Origin of the sequence: Nocardia sp. NPDC006982 (assembly GCF_042869435.1) — a bacterium.
GTDB lineage: Bacteria > Actinomycetota > Actinomycetes > Mycobacteriales > Mycobacteriaceae > Nocardia.
Window position 1 is genome coordinate 155,372 of sequence record NZ_JBIAFV010000009.1, and the last position, 20,819, is coordinate 176,190.

The following is a 20,819-nucleotide window of genomic DNA, read 5'->3' on the forward strand; positions in this document are numbered from 1 at the left end:
ACGGCCCACCACGGGCTATATTGTAAGCCATACTGTAAACTCCTCGAAGGAGAGTGGACGTGGATAAGAACGACATGATCCTGATCAGCGTCGATGACCACATCATCGAACCGCCGGACATGTTCGAAAACCACCTGCCCAAGAAGTACGCCGCCGACGCGCCGCGGTTGATACACACCGACGACGGCGCCGACATGTGGAAATTCCGCGACATCGTGGTTCCCAATGTCGCGCTCAATGCGGTGGCGGGGCGACCCAAGGACGAGTACGGGCTCGAACCCGAAGGGCTGGACGAGATCCGGCCCGGCTGCTACGACGTCGATGAGCGCGTCAAGGATATGAATGCCGGCGGCATTCTGGCGTCGATGAACTTCCCGTCGTTTCCGGGATTCGCGGCCCGCCTGTTCGCCACCGACGATTCGGACTTCTCACTGGCGCTGGTGCGGGCCTACAACGACTGGCACATCGATGAATGGTGCGGCGCCTATCCCGGCCGCTTCATTCCGATGGCCCTGCCAGTGATCTGGGATGCCGAACTGTGCGCCGCCGAGGTGCGCCGCTGCGCGACCAAAGGTGTGCATTCGCTGACGTTCACGGAGAACCCGGCGGCATTGGGCTATCCCAGTTTTCATGACCCGTACTGGAATCCGCTGTGGCAGGCCCTGGTCGACACCGACACCGTGTGCAGCGTCCACATCGGATCATCGGGACGGCTCTCCATTCCCGCGGTCGACTCGCCGCCGGATGTGATGATCACCCTGCAGCCGATGAATATCGTGCAGGCCGCGGCGGATCTGTTGTGGTCCAAACCCATAAAGGACTACCCGGACCTGAAGATCGCGCTGTCCGAGGGTGGCACCGGCTGGATCCCGTACTTCCTGGAACGCGTCGACCGCACCTTCGAAATGCATTCGACATGGACCATGCAGGACTTCGGCGGCAAGCTGCCCTCGGAGGTTTTCCGGGACCACTTCCTGACCTGTTTCATCAGTGACCCGGTCGGTGTGCGGCTGCGCAACGAAATCGGTATCGACAACATCTCGTGGGAAGCCGACTACCCGCACAGCGACTCGATGTGGCCCGATGCTCCGGAGGCACTGCACGAGGTGCTGCAGCGCGAGCAGGTGCCAGACGACGAGATCGACAAGATGACGCATCTGAATGCCATGCGCTGGTACTCCTTCGACCCGTTCGCCCATGTGCCCCGCGAGAAGGCCACCGTCGGCGCATTGCGCGCGGCCGCCGGGGACCACGATGTCAGCATTCAGGCGCGCAGCCACAAGTCGACCGCGGCCGAGGAGAAGCTGCGGCAGTTCCAGTCGCAGATCAAAGCCGCGACCGCCCAGAACGCGAGCTGAGGTTTTGAGCATCTCGCTATTGCTCGACATGGTCGCGGCCGACGATCCCGATCGGCTCGCGGTGGTATCCGGCGCTGTTCGGGCCACCACCGCGGAACTGGATGCCATGGCCGCCGGCGCGGCGGGACTGATCGGTTCGTCGGGCGTCGGACATGTCGCATACGTCGGGACCGGTGGCGTCATGGTGCCTCTGCTGCTGTTCGGCTCCGCCCGAGCCGGACGGGCCTTCACTTCGCTGAACTACCGCCTCAGCGCCTCGGCGCTGCGTTCGCTGATCGACCGGTTGCCCGCACCGCTGGTCGTGGTCGACGCCGAATACGCCGAGGCGGTCGAAGGTTCGGGCAAACAGATCATCGACACCGATCTGTTCCTCGCGGCCACCCGGGCCGCAGCATCGGACACCGAAATCGTCGATGCCGCACCCGAAGACGTCGCGGTCGTACTGTTCACCTCCGGCACGACCGCACATCCCAAGGCAGTGGAGCTGACCCACGCCAACCTGACCAGCTACGTCATGGGCACCGTCGACTTCGGCTCGGCCGAGCCGGGCGATGCCGCGCTGATCTGTGTGCCGCCGTATCACATCGCGGGCGTCGGGGCGGCACTGTCGAATCTCTATGCCGGACGAAAAATGGTGTACCTCAGGCAGTTCGAGCCACGGGAGTGGATCCGGCTGGTCAACGACGAGCAGATCACCAACGCCACCGTGGTGCCGACGATGCTCGATCGGATCGTCAGCACGCTGGAGGCCACACCGGTCACTCTGCCGACCCTGCGCACCCTCGCCTACGGCGGTTCGAAGGCGCCGCTGCCGCTCGTGCGCAAGACCCTCGAACTGCTGCCCGACGTCGGCTTGGTGAACGCCTACGGCCTGACCGAGACCAGTTCGACCATCGCGGTACTCACCCCCGAGGATCACCGGAACGCTTATCACGCCCACGATCCCGCCGTCGCGAAACGGCTCGGCTCGGTCGGCCGCGCGGTCCCCGGCATCGAACTGCAGATCCGTGCAGAGGACGGCACGATCGCCGCCCCAGGCGAGACCGGCGCGCTGTTCGTCCGCGGCCCGCAGGTGTCGGGCGCCTACGCCGGTATCGGTTCGGTGCTCGACGGCGAAGGCTGGTTCCCCACCAACGATCTCGCCACGATCGACTACGACGGATACCTGTTCGTCGGCGGCCGCAGCGACGACACCATCATCCGGGGCGGTGAGAACATCGCACCGGCCGAACTCGAGGACGTGCTCGTCGAACACCCGCACGTCCACGAGACCGCGGTGGTCGGCGTCCCCGACCGGCAATGGGGCCAGATCATCGTCGCAGTGGTCGTCCCGGCACCCGACTGCAACCCGGAACCGGACGTGCTGCGCGACTATGTCCGCGCCAACCTGCGCGGATCGCGAACACCGGACCGCATCGTATTCCGCGATCAACTGCCCACCACACCGACCGGGAAAGTGCTGCGGCGCAACCTGATCGAAGAACTCACCCCGACCATCGAGGAAGCATCGTGATCAACAGTGGCGCCCGGTTGGAAAGTCAGGTCTGCGAAACCCAGGTGATCGTCATCAGAGCCACCGACGCTCTCGACGGACTGCGCTGCGGCGGTGCCCCCATGGTGCCGATCGGAGCCGAGAAGACCACCACCGATCTCGACCCGCGCTTCGCCGACGGCACCGCCCTCGGAAAACGGTACATCCACGAGACCGGAGCCGAAATCCTCGTCACCCGACCGGGATCCGGCACGCTCGCGGTGCACGACATCCCCCTGGAAGTCAAGCAAGCCAAAGCACTGCCGTCCAGCGACTGACACGTAGGAGCAATCGTGCATCACCCCCGGCCCCCAAGAATGGCGTGATCGCTGCCGAGGCATCCCGCTACGCTTCATCGGTGACTTTCACTACGAATGAGCAGCAGTTCCTCGCGGAGGCCGGGATCGGTCGGCTGGCCACGGTATCGCCCGACGGCGTTGTACAGAACAACCCGACCAGCTATCGGGTGAATGCCGACGGCACCATCGACATCGGCGGTATGCGCATGCAGACCAGCCGCAAGTACCGCAACGTCGAGGCGGGCAGTCGGGTGTCGTTCGTCGTCGACCAGCAGGTCTCGTTGGAGCCGTATGTTATTCGCGGCATCGAGGTGCGCGGCACGGCCGAGGCACTCGACGACCAGGAGCCGCCGTTCCCGCCCCAGGAGCGCTCGATCATTCGGATCCACCCCGAACGGATCATCTCCTGGGGCATCGACAGCGGTTCCTTCGATTTCACCAGTCGCACACCCAACAACTGATTCGAAGGCTGCCGGGCGTCGACGACTTCGTCGGCGCCTGTGAAGTCGTTGGGCGAGAGAACCTTTCGCTGAACAATAGTGGTCGTCCCGGGCTTCATGGGGACCGAACTTATCGACAAATCCACAGGAAAGACACTGTGGGGACTGAAACCTTCGCACCGGTGCGGGCCGGATTCGAGCCGTACACCGATCTGGTCGCGAAACTCGCGACCGTGGCCCATCATCCCGGCGCCAGATCTCCGTTCAGGCGGTCCGTGGGGCGAAGGCTGTAACCCGCCGCACGCGTCCACCGATCTCGATCGAGCCGTCGGGCTTCGGACACGTCAGGATCTGCGAGCCCCGACCCTGTGTGATGGTCAGACATCGGCCGAGAGTGGCCGTCAGGAGTAGCGCCGCAGCACCGGTCGCCTCGTCCTCGTCGATGCCGTCGCCGCGGCCTGGGAATGCTCGGGCCCGGACCCGGCCGGTGGGTTCGTCCTGCCAGGCCCACGCGTAGATCCATTCACCGGGTGGAGGTACCTCGAGCTCGTATATCTCCTCGGCCGAGTCGTACTGCTTCAAGGTACGGGACGGCGCCCACTCTGCGCGGGCAGTGATCCAGGTGAACTCGCCGTCGCGGCGCGCAGTGACAATCCCTGCGGCGGTTTCGAGTTCCGATGTATCCAGCAGCCACGCCGCACCGACGCAGGGATGCCCGGCGAATGGCAGCCGCACCGATGGTGTCCAAATGTCGATTGCGGCACGAACCGGATCATCGACAAACACCGTCTCACTGAACCCGAGGTCGCGTGCGATCGCGAGCCGCTCGGCGTCCGAGGCGACATTCGAACCCTGCACGACGGCGAGTTCATTGCCGAAATCGCCTGCTGGTCCACAGAACACACTGAGCACATCATGATCGATCACCGACACAGTCAAACGTAATCACAGACGTGACAGTTGTCGGCGCCCCGCCCCCGTCACCGGTCCGCTCGCAGCAGCAGCACACCGCTGGGCGTCAGCCCGCCGCTGGTGACCACGCCGACGCGAGCGTCGGGAATCTGTCTGACTCCGGCTTGATTCCGGAGTTGGAGGACGGCCTCGCGGACCAGGCCCATGCCGTGGGTGCGGCCGTGTGAGAGCTGCCCGCCGTGGGTATTGAGCGGCAGTACACCGTCGCGTGCGATGTTCTTGCCTTGCGCCAGAAAGTCTTTCGCCTCGCCGATACCGCAGAAGCCGAGGGCCTCGATCCAGGACAGGCAGTTGAAGGTGAATCCGTCGTAGAGTTCGGCCACATCGACGTCGGCGGGCGTCAGGTCGGTGCGCGTCCACATGTGTGCGGCCTGGCCGAGCACCTGCGGCTCATGGGTGAGGGTGCTCTGATCCCATTCCAGGCGTTCGATGATCTGAGTTCCGACAGCCTCCACCAGAACTGGCGGCTGCGCCAGATCCCTGGCAGTTTCCCGGGCGGAGACGATCACCGCGACCGCACCGTCGCATGGCACGTCGCAGTCGTAGAGCCCGAAGGGCGTGGTGATGGGACGTGCCGAGAGGTAGTCGTCCATGGTGAGCGGCTCGCGGTAGATCGCGGTGGGATCCAATGCGGCATTCGTTCGTTGGTTGAGGGCGATCCAGCCGAGGGTCTCGCGGTCGGTGCCGTACCGGTGGAAGTGGCGCTGCGCGGTCTGCGCCAGCAGATGCGCTGCCGACACCGCGCCGAACGGCACGAGCCAGCCGTCGGCAATCCCGTCGGAAGGCGAAATACGCCCGGCGCGAATCAATTCCCCGTAGGTCGACTCCCATACGGTGCGGAAGCACAGCACGTGCCGGGCGAGCCCGCTGGCCACCGCCAGCATGGCGGCAATGACCGAACCACCGGGCCCGAAGGTCTCGGGGCCGCCGTTGTACCAGGTCGGCCGGATACCCAGGGCCGATTCGAGGGCGGTGACACCGCCCTCGCCGAATGGGCCGAAGCCACCGGATCCCGGATAGGTCGACAGCCCGTCGATATCCTCGAGGCGCAGGCCCGCGTCCTCGACCGCCGCCCGGCAGGCTTGCACCGTCAGCGACAGCGGATCGGCCATCAACCGCCGCCCGAGCTCCGACATCCCGATTCCGGTGAGAGCGACCTTGTCCTCGAACTTCTCCGGTGACGCCATCGGCCGCACGTGGCGCGACACCGAGGCAGGCTCGATGTCGTCGGAAGGCAAGGGCACCAAGGGTTTCTGCTCGTCCGCTGGGCGGAACAGCGGCAGCCACACCTCGCCTAGCTGCTCGAACTCCACCTGCATGCGCATACCGAGGGCCATCTGCTCGGGATCGCAGGCCACCGCATTGGTGGTCAGCCGGACCCGCGGATCCTCTTCCAAGGCAACCTGTGCCACCACGTAGGGCGTGGTCAGACCGGGCACACGAAAGCGGTGGTTGACGGTGAAACCGATGAGGGTGGCGAAGCCGCTGACCGCCCGCACGCCCATCCGGTCGCCGCGGCAATAGCGGCACACCGGCTGCGGCGGATGGATCAACGCGGCACAGGACAGGCATTCCCGGATGCGCAGCCGGCCGTCCGCGCCGGAGGTCCAGAAGAACTCGTTCTCGGGCGTGATGGCCGGTAGGGGACGCGTCACCCTTGGACCTCGAATACCGGCGGATGCTGCGCGGCCGGATCGGGATTCGCGATAGGCAGTCCCATGAATCGGCGTGCGTTGTCGCCCATGAAGTCCCAGGTGCGGCGCTCGTCCATACCCTCCGCGTATTTCCAGTAGCTCTTCGGCTCCGGTAGTCCCTCGGGGTGGGGGTAGTCCGAGCCGAACATCACTCGGTCCCACCCGACCGTCTCGACAACGTCGGCGACCGATCCCTCCCAGAACGGGCTGACCCAGATATTGCGCCGGAAAACCTCCAGCGGGTCTTCGGGGAAGTTCTGTGGCATCTTCTTGGTCAGGTCCGCCAGATCATGGAAGAGGGGATGAATCCACGAACTGCCGTTCTCCACACTGGCGATGCGCAGCTTCGGAAATCGGGTGAGGGTGCCGTGGCAGATCAGGCTGCCGATCATGTCGGAGATCTCCCGATGCCCGAGCGCCAGCCACCGGAATGAACTCATGGCCATGAAGTTCTTGGTGGCGGGCGGTTCCCACTTGTTGATGTACTCATCCAGCGGCGGCTGGCTGGCATGCAGCACGATCGGCAGGCCGGCGTTCTCCACGTCACGCCAGAACGGATCGAACTCCGGCAGCGCGGGTGATCGCCACCCGTGCAGGCCCTTTACCGGCGCCGGCTTGATCAGGGCCGCTTTCGCCCCGTTGTCGAGGAGATACTCGAGTTCGCGCCGGGCGCCGTCGACTTCGGCGCAGTTGATGATCGGTGTGCTGAAGATCCGATTCCGGTAGGCGAAACTCCAGTGTTCCAGCATCCAATGGTTGAGCGCGTGGATGATGGCCAGGGTCAGCTCGGGATCATCGGCCGCGGAGTGCTCGACGAGGCTCGCCAGTGTCGGATAGTTGAGCGTTTCGCGGACACCTTGGCGGTCGAGTTCGATGATCCGATCGTCCGGATTGCGGGTGGCGGCGGGCGCTTCGATTGCGGCGCCCTGCATTTCGCGCAGGGTGAGGCCTTCGGTGTTCGCACCGGCGAAGAATTTCTCGTGCGCGCCCGGCGCGGCCACACGATCGAAGGTCGGGTTGGGGATGAAGTCCGTGATCCGGCCGTTGATGGCGATCCGGGTGTGGCGTCCGATCTGGACGTACTGGACGCCCTGCCGGTACTGCTCGGGCAGGTATCGGGTGAGAGCGTCGACGGTCTCGTACATGTGTGAATCGGCATCGAAGATCGGGGCGTCTATCGGCCGCGTCATGTCTTGTCTCCTTGGCTATTTGGCGATGAACCTGGTTGCGTCGAGCAGCAGGACGACCCGATCGTTCACGTCGGCGGGCACGCCCTTCTCGGTTTCGCCGTACAACTCGTTCAACGCCGAATAGAACGAGCCATCCTCATCCCCTTTGACGGTGACCAGCCATCCTTGCGCCTGCAAGACCTGGGAAGGGGCGTCCGGATCGGTGATGATGAAGGAATAGTTGGGGTTGGCCTGCAGGCTCGTGAACCTCCGCCGCGGGATCGTATGGCTCATGCGTAGATGTGCGCCGTCCCAGGTGAACCGCATAGGCGTCTGGTCCGGGGATCCGTGCGGGGTCACGGTCGCGAGCACGCCGACGATCGGGCGCCGCAGCAGGTCCTCGAATCCGGCAGGCACTTTCGACATCTTCCACCACCGTTGGCCAATAGTATCGAAATGAATACCGTAATGCTCTCTAGAGAATGCCGCAAGCGTCGCCGGGCGACGGCTCGACCTCGCGATCGGATGGTTGTGACAGCACTTCCGGTATGGCTTACCGTATAAGCATCTGCAAGCTGGAGGAACGAATATGCGCAGAATGATTGCCCCGGAGATCTCCAACTGGCCGAACGAAGAGTTCCGGCTCGTCGGCGGGTCGTGTGGCGAGTGCGGTGCGACCGTCTTCCCCATCCAGGACCTGTGCCCGCGGTGCAGTCGGCAATCGATCGAACCGATCACACTGCCGCGCAACGGAACCCTGGTGGCCTGGACCACCCAGGGGTTCCTCCCAGGGCCACCCTATCTCGGCGACGAGACCGCGAAAAACTTCGTCCCCTTCGGGGTCGGTCTGGTGCAGCTCGGCGATGTCATCCGGGTCGAAGCTCGACTTACCGAAAATGACCCGGACAAGTTGGAATTCGGAATGGAAGTAGCGCTGACAGCCGTGCCGCTCGGCACCGACTCCGAAGGCGACGAGGTGCTGACCTTCGCCTTCCAACCAGTCTGAGGGACGGGATTTCACATGACCAACGATGTAGCGATCATCGGTGTGGGTATGCATCCGTTCGGCCGCTTCGAAGGCAAGACGGCGATGCAGATGGGGACCGACGCCGTTCGCGCCGCACTCGCCGACGCCGGATTGGAATGGCGAGAGATCCAATTCGCCATCGGTGGCAGTTGGGAGGTCGCCAATCCCGACGCGATTGTCGGCCTGTTGGGACTGACCGGGATCCCCTTCACCAATGTCTTCAACGCCTGCGCCACCTCGGCCAGTGCCACCGAAGCCTGCGCCGACGCGATCCGGCTGGGCAAGTACGACATCGGCATCGCGATCGGCATGGACAAACATCCACGCGGCGCGTTCACCGTCGACCCCACCCTCGTCGGCATGCCCAAGTGGTACGGCGAGAACGGTCAATACCTGACCACGAAGTTCTTCGGGATGAAGGCCAACCGCTACCTGCACGACCACGGGATCTCCGTGCAGACCCTGGCCAAGGTCGCCGCCAAGAACTACCGCAACGGCGTATCGAATCCGAACGCTTTCCGACGCAAGGCAATCTCCGAGGCGGACATCGTGGCCGCGCCGATGCTCAACTACCCACTGACCCACTACATGTTCTGCGCACCGGACGAAGGCGCTGCCGCTGTGATCATGTGCCGAGCCGACATCGCGCACCGCTACACCAGCAAGCCGATATACTTGCGCGCTGTCGAGGTGCGCACGCGCAAATACGGTGCGTACGAGGTGAATACGACCTACGCGCCGGTGCAAGAAGACGTGTCCCCCTCGGTCTACGCATCGCGCGCGGCATTCGAGTCCGCCGGCATCGCACCGAAGGACATCGGCGTCCTCCAGCTGCAGGACACCGATGCCGCAGCCGAGGTCATCCACATGGCCGAGGCCGGATTCTGCGCCGACGGAGACCAGGAGAAGCTGATCGCCGACGGTGTCACCGAGATCTCCGGTGCGATGCCGGTGAACACCGACGGCGGACTCATCGCGAACGGCGAGCCCATCGGCGCCTCGGGAATGCGTCAGCTGCACGAACTCGTCGTGCAACTGCGCGGGACCGCCGGAAATCGTCAGATACCCGGTGCACCCAAGGCCGGTTTCGCGCTGCTCTACGGCGCTCCAGGCACGGCCGGGGCAACTATCGTCACCACCTGATTTCTTCCGTTCCGGACCGAAAGACGCGGGCGATTGCGGCGGTGGCAGGGGCCACCGCTACACGCATCCGGGAAACCGATTCCCACCACCGACATCCACATGCGCGGAAACTGCAGAGCCTGTTGCCGAATACGCCGAACATGCGATCGTGCCGTCACACCAACGTCCCCAGCGACAGACCAATCCCCTAGCGGCGGGCTAGATTGCGCCGTAGCGGTCCACATAGGCACGTGACATGCGTCACGGCCAAGACCGCGCCAATTCGGCAACAAGCTCTGCAAGGTTGGCTTGACACCGGGTCCACCCTTACTGCAGCGAATTGGCCAAGATCGGCCTGGTAGCCGCCGCGGGCACCGACCAGTTGTACAGGTGCGGTCAGGGGCTACGACTCACTAACGCCCCCAAGCATCCAGCAGGTCCGCTGTCGTGGTCACGGTGGCGAGCAGGGACAGCGTGTTCTCGATAACAGCGTTCCCGTACTCGCGCGGCACTCCCGCGACGGCATCGCGAGGCAGCACAACGCGATAGGCGGCATTGACCGCGTCCATGACCAGGTTCGGGATGGCCACATTGAGCGACACCCCGACCGCGACGATGGTCGAGACACCGAGATTGCGGAGCACCGCGTCCAGATCGGTGCCGCCCATGGGGCCGAGGCCATGTCCCCGTGTGAGCACCAGGTCGCTCGGTTCCGGCCCGAATTCCGGCAGCAGCGCCGCACCGGCACTGCCGGGGGTGACAGCGACACCGCGGCGGCCGACAGCGAAGAGTCTGGCATTGTGATTGGCGCCTTGGCCGTCGGCCCGCCGCGATACCAGGCAGTGCACCACCCGAACTCCGGCCGCGCGCGCCGCGGGCAGCAGCTTGCCGATATTGGGCAGTGCCTCGCGACGCGCCTCGTCCGCGAGGGCGGGCAGACCGGCCTCGGGCCCGACGACCGCGCCCTGGCACTCCTGGGTGAGGATGGCTGCGTGCTCGGGCGCGACCAGATCCGCCAGCGCGAGCCGACTCACGCGGTGCCGACCGGCGGAACGTCGTAGAACTGGGTGGCCCACTTGCGAAGCGACAGATACGGTTTCGCGTCCTTGGGCGAGAGCGGCGGGCGCTCGACGTATTTCTGATGCCGCCAGATGCTCAGGTCTTCCCACACGGTGATCAGGAACTGCTTCTCCACCCGTTCGCGAACCTCCGGCGGCGGAACGTCGGAATCGTCACCGGGATTGCGCGGCCACCAGATCGAATAGAACAGATCCGAGCATTCGTCGTCCACGGGCGTCGTGGCGAAGATGAGCCGGTGCTTGGATGATCCGTCGAATGCGCTGATGGAGCCGCCGAGACCGAACATCTGCGCGTGGATCTTCAAGGCCATCTTGTCCGGATCGTCACTGCGCGCATCGGGCCAGCCGGTGAGGAAATTCCAGGTGTGGTCGACGACGCTGTAGTCCAGCATCCGCGGGGTGACGGTGGCGCCGTGCACATACTCGAAATGCAAACTGTCCGGACCGTTCTCCAATACAACCTGGGGATGCACCGGCTCGCGTTCGGTCTTGCGGGAGAACTCCGGATACGGCCGGTAGAAGTTGTCCGGGTCGGTCTCGAGTTCCGGGAACAGCCGCAGGATGTCGGGCATCTCCCACTGCGGTTCCTTGCCGTCGGGCTGATGCCACATGAACACGCAGCCGTTCTGCTCGTTGACCGGATAGACCCGCAACCGCAGTCCGCGGTTGGTCCGGTCTTCGCCGGGGATGCGGCGATTGGTGCCGTCCGGGCCCCAGCGCCAACCGTGGAACGGGCATTCGACACAGTCGCCGACCACCTTTCCGCCGTAGCCGATATGCGCACCGAGATGGCGGCAGTGCCCGGTCAATATGTGCAGTTCACCGGATTCGTCACGGTAGGCGACGAGATCCTGGCCGAAGTATCGGAGCGGGCGAACCTCACCTTGCGGGAATTCGGCCGACCACCCCACCATGAACCACCCGGTGACCTTCCAGGTGAAGGGGACCTTCACGTGACACCTCCAGTCGTGCCAGGGCGGAAACCGCCAATACTGATAGTGTTACAGTAATACATATCGCATGGGTTTCGCGACCTACTGCCGTCATCGATCGGCGATGACGACCTTCCCGAACGTCCGGACAAAATTCACCGCAGCTTCGGGACTCGACCCGTCGACGTGCACGACCGCCCAACCGGCGCCGCGCTTTTCGAGATCGTCGAGGTAAGCCCGCGCCGCGCGCACCGTGCCCGCGGCGGCGAAATCCACATGCGGGCACACCACTTGCACATCGACCGCATCCGGGTCACGGCCAGCGGCGGCCAGCCGCCGACGCAGCTCGGTGACGCCGTCACTGAACTGATCGGGATTCTCGATGGCCTTGGTGCGCATCGCGGCGGCCATATCCGCACCCGCGATGATCGGCATCCACCCATCGCCGTGCTGCACCACCCGCCGCAGGGCGGCCGGACCATTGCCGCCGATCCAGATCGGCGGATACGGTCGTTGCACCGGGGCCTGTAGCCACAACGGCCCGGGTGCCGCGAAATCTCCACCCTCGACCGGCTTTTCGGGTTCGGTCCAAATCCGCCGCAGCGCACCCAAGGCCTCGTCGAGTAGTTCGGCGCGGCGTTCGTGGCGCACACCGACGGCGGCGAACTCCGCGCGCAGGTAGCCCGCACCCACACCGGCGATCAACCGTCCGCCCGAGACGATATCCAGACTGCCCAGTGCTTTCGCGGACAGATACGGATTGCGGAACGGGAGGACATAGAGGTTGGTCAGCAAGCGAATTCGCTCGGTGACGCCTGCCATGAAACTTAGCGCCGCGATCGGGTCAAGGGTGTTGTGCCCGCCGTTGCGGCGCCATTTCAGCGACGGTGCCGGATGTTCGCTCAATGCCACTGCCGAGAATCCGGCCTCCTCGGCCGCCGTGACGACCGCCCGAATCACCTCGGGCCGCAGAAATACGTCCGAGGCGGTCGGTAACTCACTCGGATATTCGAGTACGTACCTCATCGTGCTGTCTCCTTCTCGAGTACAGCGCGCATTCCCCGACGACCGAGAGCACGCCCGAGATGACCGGCACGAACACGATCGGCATACCGCCGAGGATCATTTCGTGGCGGCCTAGCTACACGCTTCTTATCAGCTCGCCTTCGCCTTGGCCGGCGCGGCATAGTTCGGACGTCCGAGGCCGAGCGCGTGCTGCGCGATCAGGTTGCGGAAGACCTCGAGGGTGCCGCCGTAGATTCCGCACAGCGGCGCCCAGCGGTAGATGTATTCGGCGCCGCCATCATCGATGGCGCCGTCGGTATCGATCGGCAAGGCCGAAGCGGAGCCGAGAATATCCATCAGATCCGGGGAGATGTCGCGCATCGCCTGGGCGATCGCGACCCGCCCGAACATAGTCGGCGCCGACAGCGCGGCCTCCATCCGGGCAATACTGCGGCCGAGCCGATATGCGACCGATCCGTCGTCGAGCAGCCGACGACCGTCCGGAGCGCGCCGCGCGGTGATCGCCGCTATCTTGTCGACCGATGTAGCCATCACCAAGCCCTGATGCACCAGGACCGACACGTCCTGCAGTCCGTCCGGTGCGGCTTCGACCACGCCGTGCTCGACGCTGAGCGGCTCCGTGAGCACCCGCCAGCCACCGTTCACTTCGCCGAGCCGGTACTTGTCATCGATCCGAACGTCGCTGTAGTAGACGATATTGGTGCGATCGCCGTCCACCGTTCGGATGCCCTGGATCTCGATGCCCGGGGTGTCCAGCGGGACCAGGAACATGGTGAGGCTCTTGTGTTTTCGCGCCTCGGGATCGGTATTGGTGATCAGGAAGACGTACTGGCAGTTGTGCGCGCCGGTGGTGAACATCTTGGCGCCGTTGATGACCCACTGGTCCCCGTCGCGAACCGCGCGCGTCTTGCACGTCGCGACATCGGATCCGCCCTCGGGCTCGGTGTAGCCCAGGCACAACCGGACCTCGCCCGTGAGCACCCGCGGCAACACCTCCTCGCGCAATTCGGGCGATCCGAACTGCGCGACGGATTGCGCCACGATTATCGTGGTGCCCCAGGTAACCCAGGGCACGTGCACGCGCCGCTTCTCCAGATCCCAGATGCGCCGTTGCACGCGGGTCATCCCACCCTCCGCGCCGGTGTTCATCTCGGCCGCCAGCCATCCTTCGGCGCCCATGGCCAGGTGTACGCCCGCGTCGAAGTTGTCGCCGGTTTCGCGATCGCGACGGCGCACCTCGTCGGTGACATGGGTGTCGAGAAACTTTCGCGCCCGCTCATGGAAGGCCGCGTCCTCGACGGAGAGTTCAACGAGAGAAAAGTCCATCGGTAACCCCTATGCCCGCGCGAACAGTTCGGCGACCCGCACGGCGCTGGCACCGGGATCACCCGCCGCCAGCGGCCAGCCCCGGGCACGCACCAGATAGGCCGAGGCCGCCGATTCGGTCGTGACGCCAAGTCCGCCCTGGACGTGCACGGCCATGGTGGCCGCCCTGGCGGCCTCCTCTGCCATATAGACGAAGGCCGCCGCCGCGAGTCCGGGCTGGACATCGGGTTCGTATTCGAGGAACCAGGCCGCGCGCCGAGCCAGGTTGCGCCCGCTCTGCACGACGATCGCGATATTGGCCAGCGGATGGGAGATGCCCTGCAGGGTCGAGATCGGAACACCCATGGTGTAGCGGGTTTTCGCGAATTCGGCCGCGATGCGCATCGTCTCTTCGACCAGCCCGACCAGCGCGGCGGCGGTGAGCACGCGCCATTCATCGAGTGCCCGCTCGTAGTGCGCGAGCGCCTCGGCGCCGCCGGCCAGCACGGTCCGCCCATCGGCCGCCGCCGGATCGACCCATGCCATCGGCAAGCGGCCGATATTGTCGACCTTCGCCGGTCGGCTGGCGAAGCTCAGCGCGACGATATCGTCGCCGTCGCGCACGATGATCCGATCGGCGACCGAACCCGACGGGACGAGCCGGATTCCGGCGACGGCATCCAGACGCGGATCCAGCGCGACCACCTGCCGGCCCTCGACCACATCGGCCGCGTCGGCACCTAATGCGCCGAGCCGCCCGAGCAGACGCGCGGCGCAGACGTGATCAATCCACGGCACCGGTGCGATGGTGCGGCCGAGTTCCTCCGCGACCAGGACGAGGTCGACCAGTGTCGCGCCGTCGCCGCCCACGGCTTCGGGCAGTGCCATGGTGGTCGCGCCGGTGCCGCACAGTTGCTCCCACAGATTCTTGTCGAAACCCGTCGCTTCAGCCGCGCGCACGACCTCCAAGGAACACCGGCTTTTGAAGAACTTCGCATACGCGGCCTGGAGTTCCGTTTGGTCTTCCGACAGGCTGTAATCCTGCCTGCGCAATTCGTAGCGGTCCATATTTCCCTTGCTCCTCGTTCCGCGCGGCTCAGTCGGCGACCGCTCGGTCACCGAAAAAGAATTCCTGTGCGTTGTTGTAGAGATAGTTGTCCAGCACGTCTTCGGGGAGATCGAGCGCCAGCGCTTCCGGCACCACCCGGCTCATGCGAAGCACCGGCCAATCGGAGCCGAAAATCACCTTCTGCTTGCCCCGGGTCCGCATGAAATGCACCAAACTCTCCGGCAGCCGTTTGGGCGACCAGGCCGAGGTCATGAGCCGAAGGTTCTCGTATTTCATGAGCAGCCGGATCGCGATATCCCACCATGGATCTGCGCCGTGGATCATGCACAGCCGCAGCTCCGGGAACCGGAAGCACACCCGATCCAGGTAGATGGGATTCTGCACCTCGCCCGGAATCGGCGGTCCCGGTATTCCGGTATTCATACACAATGGCAGACCGACCTCGGCACATTTGTAGTACAGCGGATAGTAGACCGCGTCGGTCGGCGGGTATCGGCCGTCGCCCCAGAAACTGGGCCCGGCTGTCGTATAGACCACCGGCAGATCCTTGACCAGTGCATCGAGTTCACGCAGCGACCGAATCGGATGCAGGAGATCGACCCCGTTGATGGCCAGACCGAATCGGTCCGGGCGCGCTTCGACGAATTTCAGCGCGGTCTTCGACGGTTTCACCATCGAATACATCAGGACCGCCTTCTCGACGCCGTGCTCATCCATCTCGTCGAGCAATTCCGCGAGATCGACCTGTGCGTACAACGACGCCGGACCCTTGAAATAGTCGTCCCGGACCTTCAGCATCCAATCCGGCTGGTCGCGCTCACCGAAATGCACGTTCACCAGGCCGTCGATTACTTTGCGCACAGTCATGCCCCAATTTCCTCCGCGACGCCCGGTACCACCCGTTTCGCGGCCCAGCGGTAATCAGGCTTACCGTTGCCGAGGCGTCGGATCTCCGCTACGAAAATGAATTCCTTCGGCACCTTGAATCCGGCAAGCTCGAGTTTGCACACCTGCCGCAGTGCCACATCGGTGATTTCCTCCCCCGCCCGAGGACACACCAGTGCGACGACCTCCTGCCCCCAGCGCTGACTCGGCCGCCCCACCACCAATGCGTCGAATATTCCCGGATGCGCCCGCAGCACCTCCTCGACCTCTTCGACGAAAACCTTCTCGCCGCCGGTATTGACGACCAGCGAATCGCGGCCGAGCAACCGGAGGGTGCCGTCGGCATCGACGCTCGCCCGATCGCCGGGGATGGCCATGCGCTGCCCATCGATCTCCGGAAATGTGCGCTCCGTGGCCGCGCGGTCGTCGAAATAGCCGAGGGGAACCCGGCCGATTCGTGCCGCCCACCCGATCTCGGTGTCCCCGGCCGCAAGAAGACGGGTGCGATCCGATGACACCGCGGTCGCACCGGGACCCGGATCGAAGGTCTCGACCTCGGCACCGTGCCGACTACGTCCGAAGGCCATACCGCCGGTCTCCGAGGCTCCGTACCCCTCGACCAGCATGACGTGCGGCAGCAACTCGAGCAGTTGCCGTTTGTGCAGTGGGTTGGTCGCCGCTCCCCCGGTCCCGAGAACCAGCAACGACGACATATCGTAAGGGCGCGTGAGCATTTCGCGCACCAGCGGCCCGGCGTAGGCGTCACCGACGATCGTCATCAGCGCGGCGTTCTCGCGCTGCGCGGTCTCCAGTGCGATGCGTGGATCGAAAGGATCGCGATCGTCGTACAGGACGATCGTCTGCCCGGCCAGCAGTCCCGCGAGCGCGGTCATGATGCCCGCGGCGTGCGAGAGCGGCGACACCGCGAACCAGACCTGCCCGGTCATCCGCGCGAGCTCGTGCAAGCCCGCGGCGGAATCGTGATCGGCACCGTTCATCGATGACACATACAGATCGCTCTGCCGCCACAGCACACCCTTGGGCCGACCGGTCGTACCGCCGGTGCACAGCATGACCAGATCATCGGGTGTCGTCGCGATGACCCGGTCGGGATCACCGAGGCGCACGGCATCCTCGAATGCCACCGTGCCCGCCGGTTCGGTGGCGTCGCTGCCGTCGTCGACCGATATCAGCAGTTCCACATCATCCGGCGCGGTCTCGGATACCACCGGTCCGAACGACCGGTGGTAGACGATGCCGCGCGGCCGGACATACGCCAGCAGCTCCCGGATCTCGCGCGCGGTGTAGTGGTAGTTGATATTCACCGGGACGACGCGTGCCTGCACACACCCGAGCAGCACATCGAGATACTGATCGTTGCGCATGAGCAGGGCGATGCGGTCCTGACCGCATTCCCACCGGTTGAGCCGGTGCCGCGGCGTGTGCTCTCCGAAACCCTGTGCCGCAACGAAATTCGCGAAACGCCGGATGCGCAGCCCCGACTCACCGAAGGTGCTGCGCCGCTGCCCGCAGACGGTAATCGTCCGGTCCGGCACCGCCGCCGCGACAGCGTCGAAGACGGCCCCGATACTCCATTCGGTCAACGCGGCCTCGACTTCACGCGTTGGCTGCGACGGGCAGCCCCAGGAGTTCGAGAGCGTTGTCGCGCATGATCTTTCGCACGTCGGTCGCGTCGAAGGCGGTCAGCTCGTCGGTGAAGGCCACCGGCTCGGCCAGTCCTTCGCCGTGCGGCCAGTCCGAACCGAACAGAATGCGCTCGGCGCCGATCTTTTCCGCGAGCAGCGGCAGATCGTCCTCGTAGTACGGGGCCACCCACACGTGCTCGCGCAGAGTGTCGACCGGATCGTTCGGGAACGCGCGCGGCGACTGGTTCGCCAGCTTCTTCATCCGCTTGGCCAGCCGGTGCACGAAGTCCGAGCCGTTCTCGATACTGGCGACCCGCAACTTCGGATGCCGATCGAACACACCGTGGATGATCAGCGAAGCCATGGTGTCGTGGATGGCGCGGTCGTCGACGAGGATCTTGTCCAGCGCATCTCCGGGCCCGAACGGCTCGAACGTATCCTTACCGCCCCACATGGCGGCGATCTTCAGATATCCGCTGTCGCCGAGGTGGAAGGCGACCGGCACATTCGCCTCCGCGAGTCGCGCCCATACCGGATCGTGGGCGCGATCACCGAGCGAGCGCGGCTTGCCGACACCGGGTACGGGGGCGGGCCGGATGTGGACGACGCGCGCGCCACGCGCCAGCACGAAATCGAGCTCGGCGACCGCGGCTGCCGGATCGGCCAGCGAGATCATCGGGGCCGAGAGGATCCGGTGGTCCGGCCGGTCGAAACCCCAATCCTCGTCCAGCCACAGGTTGAAGGCGTGCAGGGACGCAGCCGTCGCCTCGACATCGTCCCTGAGCGCCTCTTCCACGCCGCAGCCGAAGGTCGGGAACATGAAGATCGTTTCGATGCCCTGCTTGTCGAGCACGGCCACGCGGGCATCCCGATCCTGGTATTCGGGCCGCATTTCGAGGCTCTCGACCTGCATCAGCGTCGCCGGATCAACGCCCTCGGGGACCTGACCGCGGAAGATCAGATCCAGGCAGCCCGGCACGATGATCGGGTCGAAGGTCGGATTGGGAATGAACCGGTTCACCCGGTTGCCGATGATCGCCGTGTGGTACTTGCCGTCCTGGACGATCTGGACACCCCGCCGCCGGAACTTCTTGTCCAGGTGCCGAGTGAACGCGTCCATCGGCTCGTAGTAGTGGTTGTCGACGTCGATCGCCTTGTAGTCGAGCGCGCTCATCAGCGTCCTCTCAATTCGCCAGATGGTCGTTTCGACCTGTCCGGTAGCCCGAGCACCGGCTTCGACAACAGCGGTTTGCGCAGCCTCGTAGCGCGGTCCGAGTTGGGCGAATAGTGCGGTGTGACAGCCCATTCCGGCTGCCATCTGCTGCTATCGAACAACCTGCCGCAGGTCGAATAGATATGTCTACTGTATACCTATCGGTAGTGCATTGCACAAGAGTTCCACCGAAGGCCGGATCCGAACATCAGCCGCCGAAAACGCAAAGCGCCCGGGTGCCGGACGTTCGTTCCGGCACCCGGGCGCTCCGGGTTCGCGATCGGTCAGCAGGCCGGGGACTGACCACCCTGGAGTGCCAGCAGAGCGCAGAATGTCGTCGCGGCAACCTTCCACTGCGCGCCATCCTTGACCGCCTGGCCGGTTTGATCCGGCAGCACCGGATTACCACCCATCAGCAGGGTGTAGGTGACATCGGCATGGGTGGCGTCGACCGGCTTGACCGCAGACACCGTGACCGAGGTGCCCTGCGCCTGCGGGTTGCCCGCCTGCGCCTGCAACACCGGCGCGAAGACCTGCCCCTTCTCCACGACCGCGATCCGCTGGTCCGCGGGCGCCCCGCCATTGAAAAAGGTCACGTACGCATCGGTGACAGCCTTGATGGTCGCCGAATCAGCCGAGGCCGCCGCAGTGGCGGCGCTGGACGATGCTGCCGACGTCGATGCCACGGCACTCGAGTCGTCGGAACAACCGGTCAGAACCGCGGCCGCAATGACCGCCGAACCACAGCACGCCACCGCAGCGCGAAGGAGTGAATCACGCATGGAAATCCTAATCTCGAGTGTCAACCTGCGTACTGTAGTCGTTACAGTATGCGCGACTGGCGGATTGCTAGAATTTTGCCCAGACACACCCGAAGGCCACCTGAGCCGACGCCGCCGCCAGCACGCACGGAAGTATAACGACATTTCCGTACTTGAGAATTCGATTTCCCGAAATTAGTGACGACGGACCCTCGCTCCAGACGTATTGCCCGACCGGGCTGCACCAGCGCCGGGCGGGCCAACCATCGACAGGTCCGCCGCAGAGTGATCCGATTTCGTGCGAATATGACCCGAGCTGACACCCAGGCCGGCCAACGCACACCGTATGCGCAAGAGCGTTACCATCACAGAGAATCCGATTACCGAGCGAAGATGCCCGGTCGCATGAATGGAGACAAGCATGATTCGTGACGTGCTGGTGATCATAGGCGCCGGCGGGATGGGCCGGGCGATCGCACGGCGGCAGGCCGGTGGCAAACAGGTGTTGCTCGCGGATTTCGACGAAGCCACATTGCGGACGGCCGCCGACGCCATGGCGGACGACGGCCACACGGTCATCGCCGCGAGCGTGGACGTCTCCGCCCGCGAGTCGGTCGCCGAACTGGCGAAGACGGCGGAGTCCCTCGGACCGGTCACCCAGATCGTGCACACTGCCGGGCTCTCCCCCGCACAGGCGCCGACGGCCGCGATCCTGCGGGTAGACCTCGTCGGCGTCGGCCTGGTGCTGGAGGAAGTCGGCCAGATCGTCGCACCGGGCGGGGCAGGAGTGGTCATCGCGAGCATGGGCGGACATATGGGCACCCTGCCCGCGGATCTCGAGGCCGCGCTGGCCACCACGCCGACCGACGAGTTGCTGAATCTGCCCGCCCTGGCCCCGGACGTGCTGACCGAGCCTGGCTTGGCCTACGCAATCGCCAAGCGGGCCAATCATTTACAGGTCCGCGCCGCGAGCGTGGCATGGGGCGAGCGCGGCGCCCGGATCAACTCCATCAGTCCCGGCGTCATTTCCACCGCGATGGGGCGTCAGGAATTGTCCTCGGCGGCCACCGGCGACCGGATGCGCGCCATGATCGGCATGTCGGCGGCCAAACGAGCGGGCACTCCGGACGATATCGCCGCCGCGGCGGCCTTCCTGCTCGGCCCGGACGCGGCCTTCGTCACCGGCACCGATCTGTTGGTCGACGGTGGCGTGGTGGCCGCCTTCCTCGGGCTCGCCGCCAGCACTGCCGCCGAAACACACTGATCCGCAATGCCTTTGGCGGACGCCGAA

At 65.1% G+C, this 20,819-nt stretch carries 20 protein-coding genes; 7 read left to right on the forward strand and 13 right to left on the reverse strand.

The genetic code is table 11. The annotated features are described in order from the left end of the window. The first annotated feature begins 59 nt into the window (after window positions 1-59). The 4 genes from ACFYOW_RS31345 to ACFYOW_RS31360 all read left to right on the forward strand — a co-directional run bounded on the left by ACFYOW_RS31345 (window position 60) and on the right by ACFYOW_RS31360 (window position 3,649). Window positions 60-1,358: an amidohydrolase family protein gene (locus tag ACFYOW_RS31345; protein ID WP_387293677.1), complete on the forward strand. Its 1,299-nt coding sequence runs from the start codon at window positions 60-62 to the stop codon at window positions 1,356-1,358. A gap of 4 nt (window positions 1,359-1,362) precedes the next feature. Next, window positions 1,363-2,871: a class I adenylate-forming enzyme family protein gene (locus ACFYOW_RS31350; RefSeq protein ID WP_387293678.1), complete on the forward strand. Its 1,509-nt coding sequence runs from the start codon at window positions 1,363-1,365 to the stop codon at window positions 2,869-2,871. Continuing rightward, window positions 2,868-3,167 (forward strand): hypothetical protein, encoded by a 300-nt coding sequence (locus ACFYOW_RS31355; RefSeq protein WP_387293679.1) that lies wholly within the window; start codon window positions 2,868-2,870, stop codon window positions 3,165-3,167. Before ACFYOW_RS31350 ends, ACFYOW_RS31355 begins: the two co-directional genes overlap by 4 nt. Window positions 3,168-3,247: 80 nt before the next feature. Continuing rightward, entirely contained in the window at window positions 3,248-3,649 is a 402-nt protein-coding gene (locus ACFYOW_RS31360) for a PPOX class F420-dependent oxidoreductase (protein ID WP_387293680.1), read from the forward strand. A 243-nt stretch (window positions 3,650-3,892) separates the two neighbouring features. On the opposite strand, the gene ACFYOW_RS31365 is transcribed toward ACFYOW_RS31360, so the two are convergent. Genes ACFYOW_RS31365 through ACFYOW_RS31380 form a run of 4 tightly spaced genes read right to left on the reverse strand, consistent with a single transcriptional unit; the run spans window position 3,893 to window position 7,889 of the window. Beyond that, entirely contained in the window at window positions 3,893-4,555 is a 663-nt protein-coding gene (locus ACFYOW_RS31365) for a PhzF family phenazine biosynthesis protein (RefSeq protein WP_387293681.1), read from the reverse strand. A gap of 53 nt (window positions 4,556-4,608) precedes the next feature. Continuing rightward, window positions 4,609-6,255, reverse strand: coding sequence for an OB-fold domain-containing protein (locus tag ACFYOW_RS31370; RefSeq protein WP_387293682.1), 1,647 nt, complete (start codon window positions 6,253-6,255; stop codon window positions 4,609-4,611). Then, window positions 6,252-7,484, reverse strand: coding sequence for an amidohydrolase family protein (locus tag ACFYOW_RS31375; protein ID WP_387293683.1), 1,233 nt, complete (start codon window positions 7,482-7,484; stop codon window positions 6,252-6,254). Before ACFYOW_RS31375 ends, ACFYOW_RS31370 begins: the two co-directional genes overlap by 4 nt. A gap of 15 nt (window positions 7,485-7,499) precedes the next feature. Then, window positions 7,500-7,889, reverse strand: coding sequence for a pyridoxamine 5'-phosphate oxidase family protein (locus ACFYOW_RS31380; RefSeq protein ID WP_387293684.1), 390 nt, complete (start codon window positions 7,887-7,889; stop codon window positions 7,500-7,502). Window positions 7,890-8,052: 163 nt separating this feature from the next. On the opposite strand from ACFYOW_RS31380, the gene ACFYOW_RS31385 reads away from it, so the two are divergent. After that, entirely contained in the window at window positions 8,053-8,469 is a 417-nt protein-coding gene (locus ACFYOW_RS31385; protein WP_387293685.1) for a Zn-ribbon domain-containing OB-fold protein, read from the forward strand. Between the two features lie 15 nt (window positions 8,470-8,484). Further along, entirely contained in the window at window positions 8,485-9,633 is a 1,149-nt protein-coding gene (locus tag ACFYOW_RS31390; RefSeq protein ID WP_387293686.1) for a thiolase family protein, read from the forward strand. Window positions 9,634-10,025: 392 nt separating this feature from the next. On the opposite strand, the gene ACFYOW_RS31395 is transcribed toward ACFYOW_RS31390, so the two are convergent. The 9 genes from ACFYOW_RS31395 to ACFYOW_RS31435 all read right to left on the reverse strand — a co-directional run bounded on the left by ACFYOW_RS31395 (window position 10,026) and on the right by ACFYOW_RS31435 (window position 19,549). Next, window positions 10,026-10,646: a cysteine hydrolase gene (locus tag ACFYOW_RS31395; protein ID WP_387293687.1), complete on the reverse strand. Its 621-nt coding sequence runs from the start codon at window positions 10,644-10,646 to the stop codon at window positions 10,026-10,028. Continuing rightward, a complete protein-coding gene (locus tag ACFYOW_RS31400; RefSeq protein WP_387293688.1) occupies window positions 10,643-11,644 on the reverse strand; it encodes an aromatic ring-hydroxylating dioxygenase subunit alpha in 1,002 nt (333 codons plus the stop codon). The genes ACFYOW_RS31395 and ACFYOW_RS31400 overlap by 4 nt, the downstream gene beginning before the upstream one ends. Window positions 11,645-11,734: 90 nt before the next feature. Continuing rightward, window positions 11,735-12,649, reverse strand: a complete 915-nt coding sequence (locus ACFYOW_RS31405; RefSeq protein ID WP_387293689.1) for a TIGR03619 family F420-dependent LLM class oxidoreductase — start codon at window positions 12,647-12,649, stop codon at window positions 11,735-11,737. A 129-nt stretch (window positions 12,650-12,778) separates the two neighbouring features. After that, complete coding sequence (locus ACFYOW_RS31410) at window positions 12,779-13,975, reverse strand: acyl-CoA dehydrogenase family protein (protein WP_387293690.1); 1,197 nt, start codon at window positions 13,973-13,975, stop codon at window positions 12,779-12,781. 9 nt (window positions 13,976-13,984) lie between these two features. Continuing rightward, on the reverse strand, window positions 13,985-15,022 hold the full coding sequence (locus tag ACFYOW_RS31415; protein ID WP_387293691.1) for an acyl-CoA dehydrogenase family protein: 1,038 nt from the start codon (window positions 15,020-15,022) through the stop codon (window positions 13,985-13,987). 28 nt (window positions 15,023-15,050) lie between these two features. Further along, window positions 15,051-15,890, reverse strand: coding sequence for an amidohydrolase family protein (locus tag ACFYOW_RS31420; protein WP_387293692.1), 840 nt, complete (start codon window positions 15,888-15,890; stop codon window positions 15,051-15,053). Further along, window positions 15,887-17,512: an AMP-binding protein gene (locus ACFYOW_RS31425; RefSeq protein WP_387293693.1), complete on the reverse strand. Its 1,626-nt coding sequence runs from the start codon at window positions 17,510-17,512 to the stop codon at window positions 15,887-15,889. The genes ACFYOW_RS31420 and ACFYOW_RS31425 overlap by 4 nt, the downstream gene beginning before the upstream one ends. 13 nt (window positions 17,513-17,525) lie before the next feature. Continuing rightward, window positions 17,526-18,728 (reverse strand): amidohydrolase family protein, encoded by a 1,203-nt coding sequence (locus tag ACFYOW_RS31430; RefSeq protein ID WP_387293694.1) that lies wholly within the window; start codon window positions 18,726-18,728, stop codon window positions 17,526-17,528. Between the two features lie 323 nt (window positions 18,729-19,051). Then, on the reverse strand, window positions 19,052-19,549 hold the full coding sequence (locus ACFYOW_RS31435) for a hypothetical protein (protein ID WP_387293695.1): 498 nt from the start codon (window positions 19,547-19,549) through the stop codon (window positions 19,052-19,054). Window positions 19,550-19,949: 400 nt separating this feature from the next. On the opposite strand from ACFYOW_RS31435, the gene ACFYOW_RS31440 reads away from it, so the two are divergent. After that, window positions 19,950-20,792, forward strand: a complete 843-nt coding sequence (locus tag ACFYOW_RS31440) for an SDR family oxidoreductase (protein ID WP_387293696.1) — start codon at window positions 19,950-19,952, stop codon at window positions 20,790-20,792. The last annotated feature ends 27 nt before the right edge of the window (window positions 20,793-20,819 follow it).